Source organism: Deinococcus alpinitundrae (assembly GCF_009982895.1).
Lineage (GTDB): Bacteria > Deinococcota > Deinococci > Deinococcales > Deinococcaceae > Deinococcus > Deinococcus alpinitundrae.
In genome coordinates this window covers 110,572-133,170 of record NZ_WXZL01000011.1, presented here as the reverse complement: position 1 = coordinate 133,170, position 22,599 = coordinate 110,572, and the positions used below count along the sequence as shown (strand labels likewise).

General features: G+C 65.2%; 15 protein-coding genes and 2 tRNA genes. 10 read left to right on the top strand and 7 right to left on the bottom strand.

Translation table 11 applies throughout. The annotated features are described in order from the left end of the window. Positions 1–22: 22 nt before the first annotated feature. The 7 genes from GUI70_RS12215 to GUI70_RS12185 all read left to right on the top strand — a co-directional run bounded on the left by GUI70_RS12215 (position 23) and on the right by GUI70_RS12185 (position 7,018). Positions 23–104: transfer RNA gene (locus GUI70_RS12215), tRNA-Leu, on the top strand. A 24-nt stretch (positions 105–128) separates the two neighbouring features. Continuing rightward, positions 129–359: a preprotein translocase subunit SecG gene (secG, locus tag GUI70_RS12210; RefSeq protein WP_161882584.1), complete on the top strand. Its 231-nt coding sequence runs from the start codon at positions 129–131 to the stop codon at positions 357–359. 302 nt (positions 360–661) lie between these two features. Beyond that, positions 662–2,443, top strand: a complete 1,782-nt coding sequence (locus GUI70_RS12205) for an ABC transporter substrate-binding protein (RefSeq protein WP_161882583.1) — start codon at positions 662–664, stop codon at positions 2,441–2,443. Positions 2,444–2,612: 169 nt separating this feature from the next. After that, positions 2,613–3,593, top strand: a complete 981-nt coding sequence (locus GUI70_RS12200; RefSeq protein ID WP_161882582.1) for an ABC transporter permease — start codon at positions 2,613–2,615, stop codon at positions 3,591–3,593. A 7-nt stretch (positions 3,594–3,600) separates the two neighbouring features. Next, on the top strand, positions 3,601–4,737 hold the full coding sequence (locus GUI70_RS12195; protein ID WP_161882581.1) for an ABC transporter permease: 1,137 nt from the start codon (positions 3,601–3,603) through the stop codon (positions 4,735–4,737). Positions 4,738–4,880: 143 nt separating this feature from the next. After that, the gene (locus GUI70_RS12190; protein WP_161882580.1) at positions 4,881–5,993 is read left to right on the top strand and encodes an ABC transporter ATP-binding protein; all 1,113 of its coding nucleotides are present in this window, start codon (positions 4,881–4,883) and stop codon (positions 5,991–5,993) included. Between the two features lie 29 nt (positions 5,994–6,022). Next, on the top strand, positions 6,023–7,018 hold the full coding sequence (locus tag GUI70_RS12185; protein WP_272952873.1) for an ABC transporter ATP-binding protein: 996 nt from the start codon (positions 6,023–6,025) through the stop codon (positions 7,016–7,018). A gap of 59 nt (positions 7,019–7,077) precedes the next feature. Here the strand turns inward: GUI70_RS12185 and GUI70_RS12180 are convergent, their stop codons facing one another. Both GUI70_RS12180 and GUI70_RS12175 read right to left on the bottom strand, forming a co-directional pair. Further along, positions 7,078–9,837 carry a valine--tRNA ligase gene (locus GUI70_RS12180; protein ID WP_161882579.1) on the bottom strand — a complete coding sequence of 920 codons (2,760 nt, stop codon included), beginning with the start codon at positions 9,835–9,837 and terminating at the stop codon, positions 7,078–7,080. Positions 9,838–9,872: 35 nt separating this feature from the next. Then, positions 9,873–10,280, bottom strand: coding sequence for an NUDIX domain-containing protein (locus GUI70_RS12175; protein ID WP_161882578.1), 408 nt, complete (start codon positions 10,278–10,280; stop codon positions 9,873–9,875). 538 nt (positions 10,281–10,818) lie between these two features. Here GUI70_RS12175 and GUI70_RS12170 point away from each other — a divergent pair. After that, positions 10,819–13,623, top strand: coding sequence for a M16 family metallopeptidase (locus tag GUI70_RS12170; protein WP_161882577.1), 2,805 nt, complete (start codon positions 10,819–10,821; stop codon positions 13,621–13,623). A 208-nt stretch (positions 13,624–13,831) separates the two neighbouring features. Here the strand turns inward: GUI70_RS12170 and GUI70_RS12165 are convergent, their stop codons facing one another. From GUI70_RS12165 to GUI70_RS12145, 5 genes are all read right to left on the bottom strand, one after another. Continuing rightward, entirely contained in the window at positions 13,832–14,644 is an 813-nt protein-coding gene (locus GUI70_RS12165; protein ID WP_161882576.1) for a hypothetical protein, read from the bottom strand. A gap of 18 nt (positions 14,645–14,662) precedes the next feature. Next, positions 14,663–15,190, bottom strand: a complete 528-nt coding sequence (locus tag GUI70_RS12160; RefSeq protein ID WP_161882575.1) for a MogA/MoaB family molybdenum cofactor biosynthesis protein — start codon at positions 15,188–15,190, stop codon at positions 14,663–14,665. 67 nt (positions 15,191–15,257) lie between these two features. Further along, a complete protein-coding gene (locus GUI70_RS12155) occupies positions 15,258–16,130 on the bottom strand; it encodes a DciA family protein (RefSeq protein ID WP_237724870.1) in 873 nt (290 codons plus the stop codon). Then, complete coding sequence (recF, locus tag GUI70_RS12150; RefSeq protein WP_161882574.1) at positions 16,127–17,197, bottom strand: DNA replication/repair protein RecF; 1,071 nt, start codon at positions 17,195–17,197, stop codon at positions 16,127–16,129. The genes GUI70_RS12155 and recF overlap by 4 nt, the downstream gene beginning before the upstream one ends. 229 nt (positions 17,198–17,426) lie before the next feature. Beyond that, positions 17,427–17,503 (bottom strand) — tRNA-Arg (locus tag GUI70_RS12145). Positions 17,504–17,578: 75 nt separating this feature from the next. Here GUI70_RS12145 and GUI70_RS12140 point away from each other — a divergent pair. Further along, a complete protein-coding gene (locus GUI70_RS12140) occupies positions 17,579–19,462 on the top strand; it encodes a peptidylprolyl isomerase (RefSeq protein WP_237724869.1) in 1,884 nt (627 codons plus the stop codon). A 123-nt stretch (positions 19,463–19,585) separates the two neighbouring features. After that, a complete protein-coding gene (locus GUI70_RS12135; RefSeq protein ID WP_161882572.1) occupies positions 19,586–22,570 on the top strand; it encodes a GAF domain-containing sensor histidine kinase in 2,985 nt (994 codons plus the stop codon). Positions 22,571–22,599: the final 29 nt, after the last annotated feature.

Below are 22,599 nucleotides of genomic sequence, written 5' to 3'. Positions count from 1 at the left end.
AGCTGCAGCGGGTTCACGAGTCGCCGGAGTGGCGGAATGGCAGACGCACTTGACTCAAAATCAAGCGGGAAACCGTGTGGGTTCGACTCCCATCTCCGGCACCACAACGATCCAGAGGAACCCTGATTATGACCGCACTGCTCTCCATCTTTATCGCTCTATTCGCGCTGATCTGCGTTGGACTGGTATTTTTCGTGTTACTGCAAGTGCCCAAGCAGGCCGGGTTGTCGGCTAGCCTGGCCTCAGGCGGTGACCTCTTCGGCGGGCGCGGCGTAGAGGGCGGCCTGATCCGCATTAGCAGTATCCTGGGCGGATTCTTCATGTTGCTGGCCCTGCTGATCAACATTCTCTCCCGCTGAAACGCTGCTCGTCTCACACTTAACGCCTGACCTCTTGATGGGGGTTAGGCTTTTCGTTTGAAACAAAGACAGCGTGTCTGGGTTGGCATAGGCTGTCTGGCTTACTAAAAATAAGCTGTTTGCTTGACCCCGGCAAAAAAGCACGCTTATAGTACGGGCGCTGCCGTCCATTCTAATGCGCCTCCCAAGCCGGAGAAGGCTGACCCTCAGATCACATCTCCGTGCTGAGCATTCTGGACCGAAAGCGATCCTTCCTGATTTTTGATTTTCAAGTCCTGGTTTTTGATCCTCAAGGAGAACGAATGAAGAAAGTACTGATGTTTGCCGCCGCCCTGACGCTTGGAGCCGCCAGCGCCACCCCGTTTGTCCACCCGGCGGACCGCACCGTAAGTAAGCCCAGCGACGTCAAGACAGGCGGTACGCTGAGAATGAATGTCGCGGGCGACTTCGATACCTACAACCCGCTGGTGGCCCAGGGCCGGCCCAACATCCCTGAACTCACCGATGCGGGCGGCCTGCTGGGCGTGGATCCCTACACCTACGAGTACATCCCGTATATGGCCCAGAGCTTTACCCAGTCCAAGGACAACCGCACCTTCACCTTCACGCTGCGCCCCGAACTCAAGTGGAGTGACGGTCAGGCCATCACCGCCGACGACTACATCAGCACCATGAAGATCTACTCGACCGACGAGGAAGCCAACCTCTTCTCGTACTTCACCGATGGCGGCAAGCCGGTGACGTTCAAGAAACTCGGCAACTTGCAGCTGAGCATCACCTTCCCGCGCGCCACGGTGCAGAACCTGGAAACCATTTCCTACATCACCCCGCTGCCGGACCACATCTTCGGCAAGGCGTTCGGGGCGGGCGGTGCGGCAGGCGTCAAGGCGGTGCGCGCGCTGTGGGGACCCGAAACCGACCCCAGCAAGCTGGTCGTCAGCGGTGACTTCAAGGTGGCGAGCTACAAGCGTGGCGAGCGCCTGTCGCTGGTCAAGAACCCCTACTACGGCCAGTGGAACAAGGACAGCGCGGGCCGGCCCGTCCCTTACATGGACGGCATTCAGTACAGCGTCGTGAAGGATCTCAACGCCCAGCTCGCGCAGTTCCTGGCGGGCAACGTCGATCTGTTCGCGCCGAGCAACCGCGACCAGCTCGCCCAGATCGTGGCGGCCAAGAACGGCGGCAAGCTCAACGTGGACGTGCTGGCCAACGCCGGACCGCAGGGCAGCGTGGACTACATGTACTTCAACTTTAACAAGAGCAGCGATCCGTTCAAGCAGACGCTCTTTCGCAATCCCAAGTTCCGCCAAGCCATGAGCGAACTGATCAACAAGCCCCAGATGATCGATCAGGTGCTGGGCGGCCTGGGCGTCGCAGCCTGGACCAGCGTCTACCCGCTCTATAGCGAGTGGGTGGCTCCCAACGTGGACAAGTACAAGTACAACGTCGCCGACGCCAACAAGAAACTCGACGAGCTCGGCTTCAAGAAGCGCGGCGCGGACGGTATCCGGGTGGACAGCAAGGGCAACCGCCTGAGCTTTACCCTGCTGACCAACTCGGAGAACAACCGCCGCCAGCAGATGGCCCAGATCTTCTCCGACGAGGCCAAGAAAGCCGGCGTGGAAGTCAAGACCAACTTCATTCCCTTCAACCAGGCGCTTGAAGTCATCTACCCCACCAACGGCGGGTCCACCACCGACCGCAAGTTCGACGCGGCCATCACCGGCCTCAACGGCGGCGGCTTCATCAACCCGGTGGGCGTGGCCTCGATCTTCGAGTGCGGCGGCGACCTCAACGGCTACAACCAGTCCAAGCAGTGCATCGCGCCCTGGGAAACCCAGCAACTCAACCTCTTTTACAAGAGCACGGCCGAGTTCGATCAGGCCAAGCGCAAGGCCATCTCCAACCAAATTCAGCAGCTCCAGGTCGAGAACCAGGGCCTGATCTACCTATTGAGCCAGAACGCCCACTACGTCTGGGATACCCGCGTGCAGGGCGAGTCCCCCAAGAAGATCGCCACCCCGCTGTGGGCCAGCCTCTACTTCGGTGTGCGCGACCTCGACCTGACCTGGCTGAGCAAGTAACCCGCCTTCCCCCGCGCCCAAGCATCTGAGCGCCGCGCGAGATCCCCCGCTGGGTCTCGCGCACTTTATTGAACTCCGCCTTTGATATCCGTGCCGGGCACAGCGCCCTTGCAGGCTTCAGGTCAACTGGCCCAGGAACACGTCTCTTCCAACTCCGCGAGGTGCCCGCTTGCTTCCCTTCTTGTTCCGGCGACTGCTTCAGTTCATTCCTACCTTCCTGATCTCGACCCTGGTGCTGTTTTTCGTCGTGCAGGCGGCTCCCGGCGATTTCCTGACCCAGCTGTCGCAAAACCCGCGTGTCACGCCCGAGAAACTCGCGCAGCTCAAGATCAACTACTCACTCGACCAGTCCGAGTGGGTTCAGTACATTCGCTGGCTGACCAACCTCCTTAAAGGCAACCTGGGCATTTCGTTTGCCGCCAACCAGCCGGTCTGGGATCTGGTCGCTCCCAGGCTGTGGAACAGCTTGATTCTTGTAATCATCTCGACGGTCCTGACCTACGCCATCGGGCTGCTGATCGGGATTTACGGTGCGCTGCGGCCCTACAGCGTGCCTGACCGGATCATCTCGGTGCTGGCTTATTTCGGGCTGGGCATTCCCTCGTTTTTCTTTGGGCTGCTGGTCATCTACGGCCTAGTGGTGCTCAAGCAGAACACCGGCTGGGACGTGCCGATTACCGGCAAGAGCAGCGGGGCGCTGCAGAACGCCGGATTTTTCCGCAACGGCTGGGACGTGTTCCTGCACGCGCTGGCTCCCAGCATCGTGCTGGCGCTGCGCTCGATTTCCAGCGAAAGCCGCTTTATTCGCGGTCAGATGCTGGAGGTGATGGGGCAAGACTACATCCGCACGGCGCGTGCCAAGGGCCTGAACGACAGCATCGTGACCTACAAGCACGCCTTCCGGAATGCCTCTTTGCCGCTGGTAGCCACCCTGGGTAGCCTACTCCCGTTCCTGATTGGCGGTGCGGGCTTCGTCGAGGTGGTGTTCGCCTGGCCGGGGCTGACGCCGCTGCTGCTCGATTCGCTGGGCAATCAGGATCTGTACGTCATCGTGAGTACGGCGGCCCTCACTTCGCTGCTCTACATCATCGGCAACATCCTGGCTGACATTCTTCTCGCGGCGGTCGATCCGCGCATTCGCTACAGCTGAGGCTCGTATGACCACTGCCACTTCCTTGTCTCAATCTGCCGCCGTCAAATCTCAGAGCCTCTACCAGGTGGCGTGGAAGCAGTTTCGCAAACACCCCCTGGCCCGCTTTGGCGTCGTCATTCTGGCGGTGCTGTACCTGCTGGCGATCTTCGCGGGCTTTCTCTCACCGTACTCGCCCACCTCGTACGAAAGTGACAGCAACCGGGTGTCATGGGCCCCGCCCAGCAGCATTCATATCCGCACGGCGGATGGACGCTACACCGCGCCATTTATCTACGGCGTCAAGCGTGAAGTCGACCTGACCACCTTCCGTGACAAGTACACAGAGGATACGGCGCAGGTCTACCCGCTGCGCTGGTTCGTGTCGCGCCCGCAAGCCTCGTACAAACTGCTCGGCTTCATTCCCATGAATGCGCACCTATTTGGCGTAGATGACCCGGCCCGCATCTATTTATGGGGCACCGACAACCTGGGCCGCGATCAGTTTACCCGCGTGCTCTACGGCGGTCAGATCAGCCTCAGCATCGGCCTGGTCGCCACCTTCTTCTCGGTGCTGCTGGGCGTCATCTTCGGCGGCATCGCCGGGTACTACCAGGGCTGGGCCGACGCCTTGATCATGCGCATCGTCGAGGTGCTTTCGGCCATTCCGGAATTGTTCTTGCTGATCACCTTGCGGGCGATCTTCCCCGTCGACGCCAATCCTATTCTAGTACTCTACTTCATTATCGGTATTCTCTCGGTGGTCGGCTGGGGCGGCATTGCCCGCACGGTCCGCAGTCAATTGCTGAGTATCCGCGAACTCGATTATGTGCAGGCGGCCCAGGCGATGGGCGCGTACGACAGCCGGATTATTGGCCGCCACATGCTGCCCAATACCCTCAGCTACCTGATCGTCTCGGTATCGCTGATCATTCCAGGATTCATCTTGGCCGAATCGGGCCTAAGCTTCCTCGGCATCGGGGTGGTGGAGCCCTACGCTTCGTGGGGCAGCCTCATTAAAGTCGCTCAGGACGGCGGTTTCGAGAGCATCACCGGTCGCCCCTGGGTGCTGATTCCCGGCGTGTTCATTTTTCTGGCGGTGTTGGCCTGGCAATTTGTCGGTGACGGCCTGCGCGACGCCTTCGATCCGCGTAAGCGCCAATGAACCTTCAGACAGGGCGGCAACGACGCGCCCTGCCGCTGTCAGGCGCTATGATGCCCGTCATAGCTCACTGCTCCGCTTCGCGCTGAACCGCGCTTTGTCCGTTATTTCCGTTTTGACGTTCACCTTTCTTCCAGGAGCGTTGCATGACCCTGACCAAAGACTCTGCCCTGCCCAACCGCCACGCCGAGACACTGCTCTCGGTGACCAACCTCAAGACCTACTTCTTCACCGACGACGGCGTGGTCAAGTCGGTGGACGGCGTGACCTTTCACCTCGGCAAGGGCGAAACGTTGGCCGTGGTGGGTGAATCCGGGTCCGGCAAGAGTGTCACCAGTCTCAGCGCCATGCGCTTGATTCCCACGCCGCCCGGCAAGATCGTGGAAGGCGAGATGCTGTTTACCGGCAAGGACGGCAAGACCGGCGATCTGGCCAAGATGAGCGAAGCCCAGATGCGCAAGATTCGCGGCAACGACATCTCGATGATCTTTCAGGAACCGATGACGTCCCTCAACCCGGTGTATACCGTGGGTGACCAGATCGCCGAGGCGGTGTCGCTGCACCAGGGCAAGAACCGCAAGGAAGCCATGCTGGCCGCCACCGAGATGCTTCGGTTGGTGGGTATTCCGGCTCCCGAGAAGCGCGTCCACGAATACCCCCACCAGATGTCCGGCGGCATGCGCCAGCGCGTGATGATCGCCATGGCCCTCTCTTGCAATCCGGCGCTCCTGATCGCCGACGAGCCGACCACTGCCCTTGACGTGACGATTCAGGCCCAGATTCTCGATCTGATGCGCAAGCTGCAAAAAGAGATCGGCATGAGCATTCTGTTCATCACCCACAACCTCGGGGTGGTCGCGGAGATGGCCGACAGGGTCGTCGTGATGTACGGCGGGCGGGTGGTCGAGGAAGGCGACGTGGTCGAGATTTTCCAGGCCCCACGCCACCCCTACACCATGGGCCTCCTCAACAGCATTCCGCGCGTGGACCATGCTGCCGAGTACCACGCCGGGCCGGGTCAGAAAAAAGAGCGCCTGGAAGCCATTCCCGGCAACGTGCCCAACCCGCTGAATCTGCCGCCCGGCTGTCCGTTCGAGCCGAGATGCAAGTACGCCATCCCCGAGTGCAGCAAGGCCGTGCCCGCGCTGGAAGACACCGGCGGCGGCCACATGTCGCGCTGCATTCGCTGGAAGGAATTTGAGAATGAGGCCCGGCCTGCCGTCTCGCAGAGCCAGAACGCCATGGGAGAAGCACTGTGACCGCCAATTTCAATACCACCCCTGCCACCGTGCCGGGGGCCGTCGTGTCCGCTGCGCCGCCGCTCCTCAAGGTCCAGAACCTAGAGAAGTACTTCCCGATCCGGGGCGGGCTGCTCTCGCGTGTGGTCGCCAATGTGAAGGCCGTCAACGATGTGTCGTTCGAGCTGGCCAAGGGCGAGGTCGTCGGGCTGGTGGGCGAATCGGGATCAGGCAAGACCACAGCGGGCCGCGCCATCCTGCGCCTCATCGAGCCGACCGGCGGGCAGGTCATCTTCAACGGCACCGACGTGACCAAGCTCAACAAGTCGGACATGCGCGACTACCGCCGCCAGATGCAGATTATTTTCCAGGACCCGTTTGCCAGCCTTAATCCGCGTATGACGGTCTCGGACATCATCGGCGAGGCGCTCGACATTCACAAGCTGCACCAGGGATCGGCGCGCACCGACCGCATCTCCAGTCTGCTTCAGAAGGTGGGACTGCGCCCCGAGCACATGCGCCGCTACCCGCACGAGTTTTCCGGCGGGCAGCGCCAGCGCATCGGCATCGCTCGCGCCCTGGCGGTCGATCCCAGCTTCATCGTGGCCGACGAGCCAGTGTCGGCGCTCGACGTGTCGATTCAGGCGCAGGTCGTCAATCTGATGCAGGACCTTCAGGAAGAACTCGGCCTGACCGTGCTGTTCATCGCCCACGATCTGGCGGTCGTCGAGTACATCTGTGACCGGATCATCGTGATGTACCTGGGGCGCATCATGGAGATCGCCTCGAGCCGCGAACTCAACCGCAACCCCAAGCACCCCTACACAGAGGCGCTGCTGTCGGCGGCCCCGGTGCCGGACCCCACCGTCAAGCGCCAGCGCATCATCCTGGAAGGCGACATTCCCAGCCCGATCAACCCGCCTTCCGGCTGCGTGTTCCGCACCCGCTGCCGCTACGCCATCGATGACTGCGCCAAGATCATCCCGGAGTTGCGCGAGGTGTCGCCGGGTCACTTCAAGGCCTGCATCCGCGACGACGTGCTGTAGTTGCCGAACCAAGAAGCAGGGCCACTCCGAGGTGGGCGGCCCTGCTTCTTGTCTTGCTTCTATTCCTCGAACTGCGCCAGCACCGCCTCCAACCGCTCCTTCTGGGCGCTGAAGTCGGTCACCCGGCGCTTCTCTTCCTCGATGATCTCGGCGGGGGCGCGGGCCACGAAGCTCTCGCTGGCGAGTTTGCCCTGCGCCTGCTTGATCTGCTTGCCGAGTTCGACCAGACGCTTTTGTTGTTTGCCGAGCCAATCGGCACTGTCCACCGTGCCGTCCAGCGGCGCGCGGATAATCACCCCGGCGTCCACCGCGCTGAGGGTACGGCCTTCCAGTGCGTCGACCAGCGTGACGCGGGCGATGCCCTCCACGACGCGGGCATTCTGACGCACCAGTTTGGCGGCCTCGCCCTCCACCGCCACGTGCAGGCGGTCCTGCGGTGACAGACCCAGCTCGTTTTTGAGGACGCGGGCCGCGCTCACGGCGGCGCGCAGGCGGGTGAAGGCCTCGGTGGCCTCCTGGTCTTGCAGCATAGGATTCACATCCGGCCAGGCGTGGACCGCCAGCTGACGGCGGTGGCCGAGCGCCTGATACAGCTCCGAGGTGATGAACGGCATGAACGGATGCAGCAGCTTGAGAATGTGCTCCAGCACCAGCTTGAGGGTTGCCAGCGTGCCGGTATTCTCAGCGCTCATGGCGGGTTTGGCCGCTTCCAGATACCAGTCGCAGTATTCGTCCCAGGTGAAGGCGTAGATCGAGCGGATCGCCGCGCCGAGGTCGAAGGCGTCCAGATGGGCCGTGACTTCCGCCGTCACCGCGTTGAGGCGGCTAATGATCCAGCGGTCGGCCAGGGTCAGCTTCTCTTTGTGCTCGGCCAACGAGAGCAGCAGGTCGCGGCTGCGCGGATTGACGCCCGAGGGCATCTCGGCGGCGGCGCGGATGTACGGCGTCAGCGGGTCGCTCTCGGGCAGGTCGGCCACCACTTCCGATAAGCGCAGGCGCACGAAGCGGGCGGCGTTCCACAGCTTGTTGGCGAAGTTGCGGCCCTGTTCGAAGCGCCGGGCGTCGTGGCGAATGTCCTGCCCGCCGGTCGAGAGGAAGGCGAAGGCGAAGCGCGAGGCGTCCACCCCGTACTGATCGAAGAGTTCGAGCGGATCGAGGCCGTTGCCCTTGCTCTTGGACATCTTCTGGCCCTTGCTGTCGAGGTAGAGGCCATGCAGCATCACCGTATGAAAGGGAGCCTGCTGGGTCAGCCCGTAGGCGGCCATCTGCATCCGGGCCACCCAGAAAAACAGGATGTCGTAGCCGGTGACCAGCACCTGGGTCGGGTAGAACTTGAGGAAGTCCTCGTTGCCCTCGTCAGGCCAGCCGAGCGTGGAAAAGGGCCACAGATTGCTCGAAAACCAGGTGTCGAACACGTCCGGGTCGCGCCGCAGATTCAGGTGGGCGTACTGCGGGTCCTGGTCACAGTCCAGGTCGGGATTTTCGATGCTCGGCACGTAGATGTTGCCCTCGGCGTCGTACCAGGCTGGAATCTGGTGGCCCCACCACAACTGGCGCGAGATGTTCCAGTCGCGGATATTCTCCAGCCAGTCGCGGTTGACCTTGGTGTAGCGCTCCGGGACAAACTGCATCTCGCCTTTGTCCAGGCCCTCCAGCACCTGCTGGGCCAGCGGCTTCACGTTCACGAACCACTGCAAGCTGACGATCGGCTCGACCGGGACCTTGGTGCGTTCGCTGAGGCCGATGGCGGTATCGTGGTCTTTCTCCTCGATCAGATCGCCGCTCTCTGTCAGGGCCTTGACCACTGCTTTTCGGGCGGCGAAGCGTTCCAGGCCGCGAAACGCTTCGGGCACCAGTTCGGAGGTCAGGTTGCCCATCAGGTCGATGACGCTGGGGCGGGAGAGCTTATGCCGCTCGCCGATCTCGAAATCGGTCGGATCGTGCGCGGGGGTGATCTTGAGTGCGCCCACGCCGAAGTCGCGCTCCACGGCGGCGTCGGCAATGATCGGGATCAGTCTATCGGTCAACGGAATGCGCGCCTTCATCCCGATCAGGTGCGAGAAGCGCTCGTCATCGGGGTGAACGGCAATCGCCTGATCGGCAAAGATGGTTTCGGGCCGCACGGTGGCGATCAGGATTTCGCCCGGCTCGCCGTTGCTGGCCGCCGCCGCCGGGTCTTCGAGCTTGTAGCTCAGGGTGGACATCTTGCCCTTGCGGACCTCGCGGTCGATTTCCAGTTCGCTGAGGGTCGTCTGGGCCGCCGGGTCCCAGTTGACGATGCGCTCGCCCCGGTAGGCCAGCCCCTCGTGGTACAGCTTGACGAACTGATGGCGCACCGCCCGGCTCAGGCCCTCATCCATGGTGAAGCGCTCGCGGGTCCAGTCGGCGCTGACACCCAGCCGCCGCAGCTGCTCCAGAATGACGCCGCCGGACTCGGCCTTCCAGTTCCAGACCTTTTCCACGAAGGCCCCTCGGCCCAGGTCGTGACGGCTCACGCCTGCCTCGCGCAGTTGCCGCTCGACCACCACCTGCGTGCTGATTCCGGCGTGGTCCATGCCCGGCAGGTACAGCGCCTCGAAACCTGCCATGCGCTTATAGCGGATCAGGGTGTCGATCAGGGTGTTGTCGAGCGCGTGGCCGAGGTGCAGGTTGCCGGTCACGTTGGGCGGCGGAATGACGATGGTAAACGGTTCGCGGGCACTGGTCGCGTCGGCGCGGAACGGTTCCTCGAACCAGCGTTTGGCCCATCTCGGCTCGGTGGCAGCAGGATCGAACGACTTGGTGAGTTCGGCGGCGGTGTCAGCGGTGGTCTCGGTCATGGGGTCACTCCTGTGAGAAGCAAAGCATCGAAATTTCAGTCTAAATTGAGATGAGACAGCGGTACCCAACGAAAACGAAATCGCTGCCCGTCAGCGGGATGGTCCCAGGTCCCGGGCGAATCGGGCGGAGCCGCGAGGTAAAAGAAATCCCGCCGTTCGTGTTTGGCGTGTTCGGTATTGATCCGGACGGCGCTTCCCAGATAGCGCAGCGGCTTCGGCCCGCCGCGCCCGGTTTCTTCCCTGACTTCCCGACTGGCCGCTTCAAAGGGCGTCTCCCCCACTGCCACGCCGCCCGCCGGAATCTGCGCACCGGAATCGTCGAGTGGAGGGTCAAAGACCAGGAGTTGAGTGCCCTGCGTGACGGAGCAGACGGCTTTCGCGCGCAACTGCTGGCGTTGGGCGTGGGCACGTGCCGGAATGGGTTCTGAAAACAACGTAGCCATGCAAGGTGCTCCTGGGAAAGAGAAAACTGCTGGGCAACAAAAAACGCCCCATCCGCTGAGAGCTGCGGACGAGACGCCGTAAAGGTCGTTTCCCGTGGTACCACCGCGATTCCCACCCATACAGGGCGAGCACTTGAACACGCTGTAACGGGCGCACCCGGAGGAGTCTAATCGAGCCGTCCGAGAACGGTTCTTTCTTCCCTCGTGCTCGCGGGCGACGTTCTCCGGCGGCGTTCCCGGTCTCCTCTCAGTCTAGCGGCGTACCGCTAGAGAGACCTTCCTGTGGGCGCTCACGCACGGGTACTCTTCCCGGTCATCGCAGAGCAAGTATAGCGCGGCCTGGGACGGCGGGAAGTGAAGCAAAGAATCCAGTTTGCTTCGAACATGGCCTGCACATCGTCCGGCGGAAGTCAACAAATCGCTTGCTCGGACTGGCAAGCGGATGCCAAATCTCCTTAAGGCCCAGCAGCCTCGCACAGTCGGTAGAGCGCTTCCCGGCAGCACTGTTTGCGCGCTGAACGCGTGAAATACTCCGCCCATGCCCAACCTCCGCACCGTGACCCTGGCCCTGCTCTTGCTCACGCCCGCAGCCACAGCATTTGCCCAAACTGCCGCGCCCACCGCTGGACAGGCCAACAGCATCCAGACTCTGAACGTCAAGCTCCCGGTGGGCGTCACTTTGGTCAACTCGGCAGAGGGGGTCAGCGAATACCGCCTCGCCAACGGCCTGCGGGTGCTGCTGGCTCCTACCGCGTCCAACGCCCTGCTGACCCTGCATGTCACTTACCTGGTGGGCAGCGTGGATGAGGGCCTCGGCGAGGGCGGCATGGCGCACCTGCTGGAACACATGCTGTTCAAAGGCACGCCCCAGCACCCAGACATTCCCGGCGACCTGCGCGCGCGCGGGGCCAACGCCAACGCCGACACCCACGCCGAGTACACCGATTACCACGCCACCGTCAACGCCACCCAGGACAACCTCGCCTTCCTGACGGCGCTGGAAGCCGACCGGATGGTCAACAGCTTCATCAAACCCGAAGACCTCGCCAGCGAACTGAAAGTGGTCATCAACGAGTTCGACAACGGCGAGAACAACCCCGGCAATCTGCTCTACAAGGCCACCCAGCAGGCCGCCTTCGAATTTCACCCGATTGGCCGCAGCGTCATCGGCAACCGCTCGGAGGTCATCAACGTTCCGGCCAGCCGCCTCAAGACCTTCTACGCCCGGTATTACCAGCCGGACAATGCGGTGGTGACCCTGGCGGGCAACTTCGAACCGGAAGCGGCGCTCGCCAGGATTCAGGCCACCTTCGGCAAGATTCCCAGACCGGACCGCAGCAAAGCGGGCGAGGCGCTGATCGCCGACTACACGGTGGAGCCGCCCCAGAACGGTGAGAAGAAAGTCAGCGTGCGGCGGGTAGGGGCCGCGCCGATCATCATCGACAGTTACCACACGCCCGCAGCCAACAGCCCCGACAACGCCGCGCTGAGCATGCTCTCGTATGTCCTGAGCGAGCAGCCCGACGGACGGCTTTACAGAGCACTGGTGGGCAGCAAACTAGCGGTGGGCGCGGGCATGAGCGTGGACAGCTACAGCGTGCCGGGCCTCAGCAATCTGGTGGTCAATCTGGCGCCCAACGGCAGCGTCGCGGCGGCGCGGGCGGCCTTACAGGGCGTGGTCAACAAGCTGAGCACCAACCCCATCACCGACACCGACGTGGAGCGTATCCGCACCCAGTTGATCGCCGGATTCGACCGCCTGGCCGCCGACCCGGCCGCCACCGCCGAGAACCTGATTCCAGAATTGCCCAGCGGCGACTGGCGCAGCTTCTTCATTCAGCGCGACGCTCTGCTGGCCGTCACGGCGGCGGACGTGAACCGGGTGGCCCAGCTGTATTTCAAGCCCACCAACCTGACGTCAGGGACCTTCTACCCGACGCCCGCGCCGCAAACGGTCACGGTGCCTGCCGCGCCGGACATCACAGCGGCCCTGAACAACTTCAAGCCCCGCGCCGCCCAGGCCCAGGGCGAGAACCTGAACACCGACCCCGCCGCGTTGGAAGCCCGCGTGGAGCGCGTCACGCTGCCCAGCGGCATCAAGGCGGCGTACCTCAAGAAGGCGGTGCAGGGCAACCGGGTCCTGCTGAGCCTGAATGTGGATCTGGGCAACGAGACGACCGAGGCAAGCGTCCGCACCCGCGACGCGGGTGGCTACGTGGCCGCCATGCTGCTGCGCGGCTCTCAGGGGCTGAGCGTGCAACAGCGCCGGGAGGCTCTGGCCAAGCTGAACGCCACCCTGAATATCGGCGGCGATTCGACCGGCCTGAGCGTCAGTCTCTCCGCTCCACCGGAGAATCTGGGCGCCACGCTGGAGATTGCCCGCACGGTGCTGCGCGAGCCACTGTGGCCGCAGAGCGACTTTGAAGACCTCAAGCGCGGCAGACTGACCGGACTGGAAAGCGGGAAAACCGATCCCAATTCTCTGGCCAGCATCGCGCTGGGCCGCGCCTTCATGCCTGCAGATGCCAAGCGCGGTGACCGGCAATACTACCGCAGCCTGGACGAGCGGATCGAAGACCAGCAGGCGCTGACCCTGAACGACGTCAAGGCGGTGTACTCAGGCCTTTGGGGCCTCTCCAGCTCGGCGCAACTGGCCGTGGTGGGGCCGCTGGACAAGGCGGTGGTGGAAAGCAGCCTCGCCAGGTTGCTGGACGGCTTCAAGTCTCCAGTGAGCTACCAGCGCCTGAGCGACCCTCTGGTCACGCCCGCCGCGCAGACGCTGAGCCTCGACGTGCCCGACAAGACTGGAGCGGTGCTGCTGGCCTCACAGAACTTCGCACTCAAAGACACCGATCCCGATTACGCGCCGCTGCTGATCGCCGTGCAGATTCTGGGCGGCGACAGCTTATCCTCGCGGCTGGCGACCCGCGTTCGGCAAAAGGAAGGGCTGAGCTACTCGTCCGGCGCGAGCGTCAGCGCTAGCAGCGAGCAGGCGCTGGCCAGCTTCGACGTGTCGGCCACCGCCTCACCCGCCGACATCGGCAAGGTGCAGACGGCCCTCCAAGAAGAACTCACCCGCGCCCTGGCGGGCGGCTTCACGGCAGACGAGGTGAGCCGGGTGCAGTCGGCCATCAAGCAGGCCACCGCCGCCAACCGCAGCGACGACGGCACTTTGCTGGGCACCCTGCTGAGGCAGACCTACCTGGAGCAGACCTTTGCCAACAGCGCCGAACAGGACGCCCGGTTGCAGACCGTGACGCCCGCTTCGGCGCTGGCTGCGCTGCAAAAGTATGTCAACCCGGCGAAGCTGGTGTTCGTGAAGGCAGGGAGTTTCGGGAAATAAGTTTTTCGGTGAGAGGGAGCTGTCGCTCCGCTCGGGCTGGAGATTCCGGCGTTTCAGCTGGCTGCTTGCGCCGAAGACCTGCCGGGCCAGTCAGGATGAAGAGCAGATGATTTTTTGCAGATCGCAGCAGGTCAGGTCTTCTGTTCCCTCACCCTCCTCTCAAGGGTGAGGGAGCGCCGCAAATATCTCCGACCCACACCCTACAGCCTCAATTCAGAATCCGCTCGCCCAGTTCTTCCGCGCCACCCGGCACCCAGCTGTTGGCCCAGTCGGCGCGAAACAGGTAGGTGGCGTCCTCGCCCTCACGGGCGTACCAGACCCGCACTCCCTCGCCGGGACCACCCGCCATCGGCGACCAGGGGGTGAGGTAGGCAGTTTCGCCCGCGTTCAGGGTGGCCAGCGGCTGACCGTCGGCGCTGCGGGTTCGCAGCCAGGCGTTGCCGCTGGCAGGCGACCATCCGGCCAGGTGCAAGGTCTGACCAGACGTGTTGAGCAACCGGGCAGCATCGACATCCAGCGTGAGTTCGAGGTCAGCCACCGCCGGAAGCTGCGCGCCTTGCCAGCGGCGCAGGAAGGGTTGGACGGGCCGGGATGCAAGCGGCGTCGGCGAGCGGCGCGGGTAGAGTGCGGCGGAAAGGAGGACGGCCAGCCCGTACAGCACGGCTGAGGCCGCCAGCAGCAGCCCGCCCACGCTCTGAAACTGCACCGCCAGCATTACCAGCAGCAGTGCCAGCCCGAGGCCCAGCCAGGCCAGGCCCGTTCCCCGGCGGCCCGGCGCGCTACGCAGCCGCAGCACCGGCCAGTAGGCGGCGATCAGCGCAAAGCCCGCACCCGCACCGAAAAGCGCCGGAACATCGAATACTGGAGCGGCCAGCAGCGCGCCTAGGCCCAGCGGCATCAGCCAGCCCAGCCGGGGCCACAAGCTGCGGCGGGCCGACTGCGCCAGTTGCCACAGCCACGTCAACGCCACGCCGATCAGCACGGCAGCGTAGAGCGGGGTCAGTTGATCGAGGGTGTTCACGGCGCTGCGCTCCCGCCCTTAACCGCGCTGCCCATGCCGGGTCATCTCAAAGACCAGGTGGCCGAGTTCATCTCTTAAGAGGCCTTCCCAGGCGGTCTGCACGGCGTTGAGGCTGCCCGGCAGGGCAAAGATCAGGGTGTGGCCCGCCAGCCCGCCCACTGCCCGCGAGAGCATCGCCGCGCCGCGCACCTCCCCGTAGCTGAGCATCCGGAAGAGTTCACCGAAGCCCGGCATCGGTTTGGTGATCAGCGACTCGACCACCGGAATGGTGACGTCGCGCCCGGTGATGCCGGTGCCGCCAGTCGTGATCAGCACCTCGGCGCCCTCATCATGCCGCCCCCCCATCAGGCGGGTGATGGCCGGGCGAATCTCGGTGGCGTCGTCGCTGACGATGGCCCAGCCGCTGAGGGTGTGGCCTAGGGCAGCAATCTCGCGGCGCAGGTACTGGCCGCTGGTGTCGGTGTCGGGCGTGCGGGTGTCGCTGATGGTCAGCACGGCGGCGCGCACGTTGCCAGGCGCGGCTTGTTGGTGGTCGTCACGGCCCATGCGCGCTACTGTACGCCGCCGCAGGGGGAACGTGGGCGGATTGGAGCACGGTTGACCCGGTTGATGCTCAGCCCACCTCCATCGAACCGGCCCGCAGCACGGCCAGCGCCCGCTCGGGCACAGCCTTCCAGTCGGCCTTGCTCAGCCGGGTGCGGCGGTGGTGCAACTTCAGGTACACCGTCGCCTGCTCTTCCAAGTAAGCCCGGTAGTGCCCGTCATGGCCCGCCTGCACGCATTCGAGCGCCAGACCTTCCAGACGCTCGGCCAGCGCGGCCAGCGCCAGAAAGCGCGCGGCGTCGGCTCCGCTGTGGCCCAGCGTGTCGCTCAGGCCCCCCAGATACGCTGGATCGCGGGCCAGGCGCAGGGATGCGCGCTTCACGTTGGGGTCAGCCAGCGTCAGCTGGCAGGCGCGGCAGGGCTGCTCACGGCTCGGCTCGCCGCACACCGGGCACGGCGCGTAGCCCTGAAGCTCGCGCCAGCGCCGGGCACGGGTCACCGCCTCGGCGGCCTTGAGCGCTGCTTCTCGCAGACTTTCCGGCGCGGCCTGGGCCAGCTGACGGGCGCGGGCACGGTCCGGCGCGGGCAGCGCCTCGGGCAACGGCACGGGGGTGGAGGTATTCAGGCGGCCCACCGAGAAACGCAGCTCGGTCACACTCTGGTCGCCGAGTTTTTCCTGAAGCCGCTTGAGAAAGGCCGGGCGCTGCAAGGTCAGGAAGTGGGCCAGGCTGCTGTCGCGCACCTCGATCATCAGGGTATTGCCCTGCTGACTGCGGGCGCGGGTGAGTCTGGCCAGGTCCACACCCACCACCTCCGGCCACAGCACGATGCTGCGCGCTTTGGCCAGCCCACCCTGCAAGCGGTGCTTGGCGAGGGTGGTGCCCAGCACGTCGCGCAGGCCGCGTGCGCCGCCCAGGCGCGGCCCGCTGCTACGGCGGGTCACGCGCGAACCTGCTCGGCAGCATCTTCCGTTCGGGCATCCAGGAAGCGTCCGGCTTCGGCCCGCAGGCTCTGGGCCGCGCCGGGAGCCTCCTCGGTACCGGTCACGATGGCCTGCGGCACACTGGCAGCCATCGTCAGCAGGAAAGCCCGGCGGGCCGGGTCGAGTTCAGCCGAAAAATCGTCGATGAGGAGCAGCGGCATCTCGCCGAAGCGCTCCTGGAGCAAGTCGAGTTCGGCTTTTCTCAGGCTCAGTGCGATGGTGCGGGCCTCTCCCCGGCTGGCATAGTCGCCTGCCGCGAAGTCTCCCAGCGTCAAGCTCAGGTCGTCGCGGTGCGGCCCGATGACGGTGGAGCCGCGTGCCCGCTCCTCGGCGGCGCGGCGGGCGAAATCGGCCCGGAACGTTTCGGGGGTGGTGGTTTCCGCAAGTTCGAGCCGGAGCGGCTTGGCCGAACCGAGCGCGGCGTTGGCGGCGGCGGCCAGCTCGGCCAGCCGCGATGCGGCGCGGCGGCGTACCTCCATGATCTCGCTGCCGAGCTTGATCAGTGTGTCTTCCCAGATCGGCATGGCCCAGTCTTCTCCGGCCCGCAAAGCGGCGTTGCGCTGCGCCACGGCGCGCTCGTAGCGGGTCAGCTGCTGGGCATAGCGGGCGCTCAGGCGCGAGAGCAGTTCGTCGAGGTAGGCGCGGCGCAGACTCGGCGCGCCGAAAATGAGTTCCGAGTCTTCCGGGCGAATCCAGACGGCGCTGCCGCGCGGCAATTCGAGGCCGCGCACCCGCACCCCATCGGCCTTAAGGGTGCGCCGACCCCGCCCCAGCCCGACTTCCAGCACGCTGAGGCTGCCGCCCTGCAGCAAATCGGCGCGCACGTAGGCTTCCTTCTCACCCTGCAAGACCAGCTGCTCCAATCTCCCCACGTCGCTCAGGCCGGTGAGCGCCAGATAAACCGCTTCCAGCAGGTTGGTCTTGCCCGCACCGTTCGGCCCCCACACCGCGCTGACGCCTGCCGGGAAGTGCAGCGTGGCGGGCGCGAGGTTGCGGTAATTGAGGGTGGTGAGGGTTTGCAGGAGCATGCGGGCATTCTAGCGGGACCGGGGCAAGTCGAACCGGCGGCGGGAGCAAGCGGCCCACCCCCCATCTGCCTCACCTGAGCGTCATATCCGGCAAAAGGCGCGTGCTAGACTTTCGCGCGTGTGCCGGGAAAACAGCGCCGAGTCGCCCAACAACAACTGGCCCAGGAACGGCCCACCCAGGCAACCGAGCGCCAAAAAAACCACGCCGACAAACAACTGGCGTGGTGGGTGGTGCACCCGATAGGACTCGAACCTATGACCTTTGGCTTCGGAGGCCAACACTCTATCCAACTGAGCTACGGGTGCAGAAAAAGCGGGGCAAATGCTTGCCGTGAGGCCGCAAAGCTCAGGTAACTTAGCATGCAGGTAAGGAGGAATCAAGTGAATAAAAAAGTACTCACCAGCGTCCTGCTGGGGTTTCTGGCCGTCTTGCTGGTGGTGGGCCTGATCTATCAGTTCACGCCGAACGTGGGCAGCTTGTTCGGCAGTGCCCAGACCGGCACGCCCGCCATCAAGGTCAACGGCCAGACGATTACCGTGGAAGAATTGCAGGCCCTGCAACGCAGCAACCCGGTGCTGAGCGCCACCACCGAAGGTTCACTCGGCGACGATCTCAAGACCGTGACGGTGGAAAGCCGCATCGAGAACGCGCTGCTCAAGGCCGCCAGCCAGGACCAGGACATCAGCCGCGCAGACGTCAACACCCAGGTGGATCAGGTGCGCAAGAGTAATAACCTGACCGACAACAAGACCTGGGTCGACCGCCTGGCGCAGATCGGCTTTACCGACGCGTCTTACCGCCAGGAAGTCAAGTCACAACTGGCCGTGCAAAAAAAGCAGAAGGCCATCACCGACGCGGCGCGCAAGGCCAGCGCCACCGAGTTGCAGCAGTACTACGATCTCAACAAGGACCAGTTTCAGGACGAGGCGCGCATTGTGGGGCGCGAGATCGTGGTGGCCGATCAGGCCAAAGCCAACGCCCTACTGGCCCAGCTGAAAAGCGGCTCGGACTTTGCGGCGCTGGCATCAAACAACAGCAGCGAATTCAAAAGCCGGGGCGGCGCGCTCGGCCCGGTCACCAATGGCAAGCCCGCCCCCGTGACCCAGGTGACGCTGCCCAGTGAGGTCGGCGCGGCAGCCTTCGCCCTGACCGGCGGCGGCCTGACCGACGTGATCGCCTCGGGCGGCAAGTTCTATATCGTCAAGGTGGAGCAGTTCATTCCGGCGGCCACCAAGCCGTTTGCCAGCGTCAAGACGCAGGTCACCGACAAGGTCAACCAGTTGCTCCAGACCGCCGCCGCCGAGCAGTGGTTCGACGGCCTGCGCAAGAACGCCCAGGTCGAGTACCTGGTGCCTGCCTGGAAGATTCAGAATCCCACTGTCGCAGTGGTGGCGGGCCAGAAGATTCCGTACTCGGACGTGCTCAGCGGCGTGGTCGGCAACCAGCAGTTCGCCGCGCTGCTTCAGCAGGTGCCTGCCGAGCAGGCCGGAAGCATGGTCAACCAGTTTCTCAAGCCCGGCATCACCGACCAGCTCATCGAGCAGTTCGCCGCGCCCAGCATCGTCGCCAGCAACAAGCTGGCCCTGGTCGGCAACCGCGCCAATCTGGCCCAGCAACTGGCGCTCTACGGCTCGCGGGACGTGACCGTCAACGACCAGGACGTGATCAAGAACTACCAAGCCAACATCGCCACCTACTCCACCAAGGCCAGCGCCACCATCAGCGAGGCCGTCTTCACCGACAAGGCCAAGGCCCTGGCCTTCCGGCAAAGCTTTGACGGCAAGAATTTCGTCTCGGCAGCCAGCAAGGCGGGCGGCACCGTTTCGGAGCGCGGCAGCCTGACCCAGGGCGACGCCAAGCTCAACCCAGCGCTGGGTAAGGCCATCTTCGACACCGCCAGCCTGCGCCCCGCCGGAGAGGGCAGCGTCAGCGACGTGATCGAGAACGGCCAGAATTTCAGCGTGGCCTACGTCACCGATCTGGTGCGTGCCAGCGTCAAGCCGCTCAAGGAAGTCGAGTCGGTCATTCGCCCGCAACTGCTGGCCCAGAAGCGCAGCGAGGCGGGGCAGGCGTACCTCAAGGCCCAGATGAAGGGCATCAAGGTGCAAAACGACCTCAGCGCCGTGCTGGCCGCCCAGGACAAGCGCCTGGCCGCCGCGCCCAAGCCTGCGCCGGGCAGCACGGCCACGCCGGGAGCCGCGACGCCGAACAGCACCGCGCCAGCCACCACGACGCCAGCCACCACCCCGCCCGCCAATCCCTGAACCAAAGTTCTCCAATCCTTGAGCTCTGCAATCAAGCCGCCGCCCAGAACGACCGGGCGGCGGCTTTTGAGAGCCGATGTGGCCTGCGCTCGGGGCAAATGCTCTAGGCTGCCAGCTACCGCCATGCTCGACGCCCTCGCTTCTCTCAGTCAGGCCCAGCACGCCAGCGGGTTTTTGCAGCTGCTGACGCAAATCGCCTCGGAGCGCTGCCGGGCGCACGGCGCTCAGGCGCGGCTGGGCGAGGCGCTGGGCGTGCTATGCGCCCACGGACGCGGCCTGGGCCTGAGTGACGGCTCCCTGGCCCGCCAGGCCCTGACGACGGGCCAGCCGCAGCGCAGCGGGATGATCTGTGCCCTGCCGCTGCTGAATGGTTCATTGACCGGCGCTTTATCAACGGGTACTTCACTGGCGGGCGGTTCCGGCGCGGTCCTGGAAATCATCGGCGGCGAGGAAGCGGCCCTGGCCGAGATCGAGGTGGCCCTGCCGCTGCTGACGCTGGCCTTCGAGGGCGCGCTGGCCCGTGAGGCGCGGCGCGGGCGTGGGCGCGTCACCGAGACGCTGACCCAGCTCAACACCCGCATCGGCGGCAGCCTGGATCTGGCCGAAGTGCTGACCGCCACCGCTCACATGGCGGCCCACGCACTGGGCTTCGAGCGGGCGCTGGTGGGGCTGTTCGGGCAGGCGAGCGCGGCGGGCCACCCGGCGGGCGTCGAGCTGGCGAGCGAAGTGTTTACCCACGGCTTTACCGCGCCGTTCAGCGGCGACGTGGGTGTGGGACCGGAGAGCTTCGCGCGGCTGATGGAACGCGGGGAAGTCATCGTCTACGACCATGAGCGCGATCAGGACACGCCGCTGAGCGCCGGGCTGGCCGAGTTCTCACCAATGATCGCCCTGATCGCCCCGCTCAAGGCGCGCGGGAGGCCGCTGGGCATTTTGTACGCCGACGTGCGGGTGCGCCGCCCACTCAGCGAAGGTGACGACGCCCTGCTGCTGGCACTGGCCGAGCAGGCCAGCCTGGCCATCGACAACGCCCGGCGCTACAGCGACGAGACCCGCAAGCGCCACGTGGCCGAGTCGCTGCGCGAGGTGGGCGCGTCACTTTCGCACAGCCTCAATCTGGCCGACATTCTCGCCAGCGTGCTCAGCTACGCCCGCGTGCTGTTCGGGGCCGACGCCTGCGCGGTGCACGAACTCCAGCCGGACGGACGCACGTTGAGCATCCGCAGCGCGGTGGGGCTGTCGAGCGAGTACGTGCTGCGCTCAAGGGCCAGGGTCGGCGCGGGCGTGACCGGGCGGGCCGTCGAAAAAGGCCAACTGGTATTCAGCCACGATGTCAGCCTTGAGGCCCAGGGCGGCGGCTCGCGCTACACCCGGCAACTGCTGGCGGCGGGCAAGTACCCCTACCGGGGCGTGGTGGGGCTCCCGCTCTCGGCGCGCGGCAACGTCTTCGGCGGGCTGAGCCTGTACTACACCGAAGTGCTGCCGCTCGACGCCGAGGAACTGGCCCTCACCGAGGTGTTCGCTGCCCAGGCCGCGCTGGCGATCGAGAATGCCCGGCTCTACGAGGACGAGGTGCGCCGCGAGCGCGAGAGTGCGGTACTACTGAGCGTGGCTTCGCGTTTGCAGTCGCCGATTGCGCCCGGCGCACTCACGGCGGTGGCCCGTGAGCTGACCCTGGCACTGGGAGCCGAGCGCGGCCTGATCGTCACGCTCGGCGGCGGCGAGGACGACCCGGCTGAGGTGGACGAAGCGAACCGGTCACCCGAGCGCATCAGCCCAGGGCGCATCAATCAGATCGCCTGCTACAACCTGCCCGGCGCGCCGGACGCCGCGCAGCTCGGCTGGCTGCTGGCGCAACTGGGCCGGGGACCGCGCCCGCTGACCCGGCGGCATCTGCTCAGCGGCGCGGCCAGCGGTCTCCTCGCGCCGGTCCAGCACCAGGGCAGCTTGCTGGGGCTGTTCTACGCCGACCAGTCGCAAGATGAGGTGCCCGGCGAGCGCAGTCTGCACCTGGCCCGGTCGCTCAGCGATCAGGTGGCCTTATCCCTGAGCCGCGAGAGGCTGCTGAGCGCCCTGGCCCGCGAGGAAGCCCGCTACCGCCTGCTGGCCCACAGCGCCCACGATCTGATCATCGCCGCCGACACGGCGGGCAGCGTGACCTACGCCAACCCCGCCAGCCTGCGTCTGCTGGGGCCGCTGGAAGGCGACAACCTGATGGACCTGATCCGCGCCCCGGCGTTTGTGGACGCCTGGCAGGCCTGCCTGAGCGAGCAGGGCAGCGGAGGACGCTGCGAGGTAACGGTCAACGGCGTCGCGGGCGAGTTGCACCTGGAAATGCGTCTCTCCGCCGTCACCGGCGAGGCGGGGCAGGTGCAGGGGCTGCTGCTGGTGGCGCGCGACCTCAGCGAGTTGCAGACGCTGGCCGAGGAAATCCAGCGCCGGGGCCAGGAACTCGAAGCGGTCTCGGCCCGGCAGGGCGAGTTGCGGCAGTTCCTGTCGCTGTTTACCCAGGCCCAGGAGGAGGAGCGCCGCCGCATCAGCCGCGAACTGCACGACGACACCGCCCAGGTGCTGGTGGCACTGGGCCGCCGGTTGGACCGGCTGGGCCGCAGCCTGAGCGGTGAGAGTCGCCTTCAGGCCGTGGAGATCCGCGAGGACCTCGATGACGCCATTCAGGGCGTGCGCCGCTTTGCGCGCAACCTGCGCCCCAGCGTGCTCGACGACCTGGGGCTGCTGCCCGCGCTGGAATGGCTGGTCTCCCAGGCCTGTACCCCCACCCGCCTGGAAGTGCAGGGAGCCGAACGCCGCCTGAGCACCGCCGCCGAACTCACCCTCTTCCGGGCGGTGCAAGAAGCCCTGAGCAACGTGGACAAGCACGCCGCAGCCGCCAGTGCCGCCGTACGGGTGGTGTACCAGTCCAGCGCGGTGGAGGTCAGTGTCAGTGACGACGGGCGCGGCCTGGACAGCGGCGAGGCCGCGCAACGTGCCCAGGCCGGGCACATGGGTCTGACGGGTCTGCGCGAGCGGGTGGCGCTGGCAGGCGGCGAACTCAGCCTGGACAGCGGAGCGGGGCGGGGCACCCAGGTCCGCTTCGTGCTGCCCGGCTAGCCCTGGCCCTGTTCCCCAATCCGGTCTTT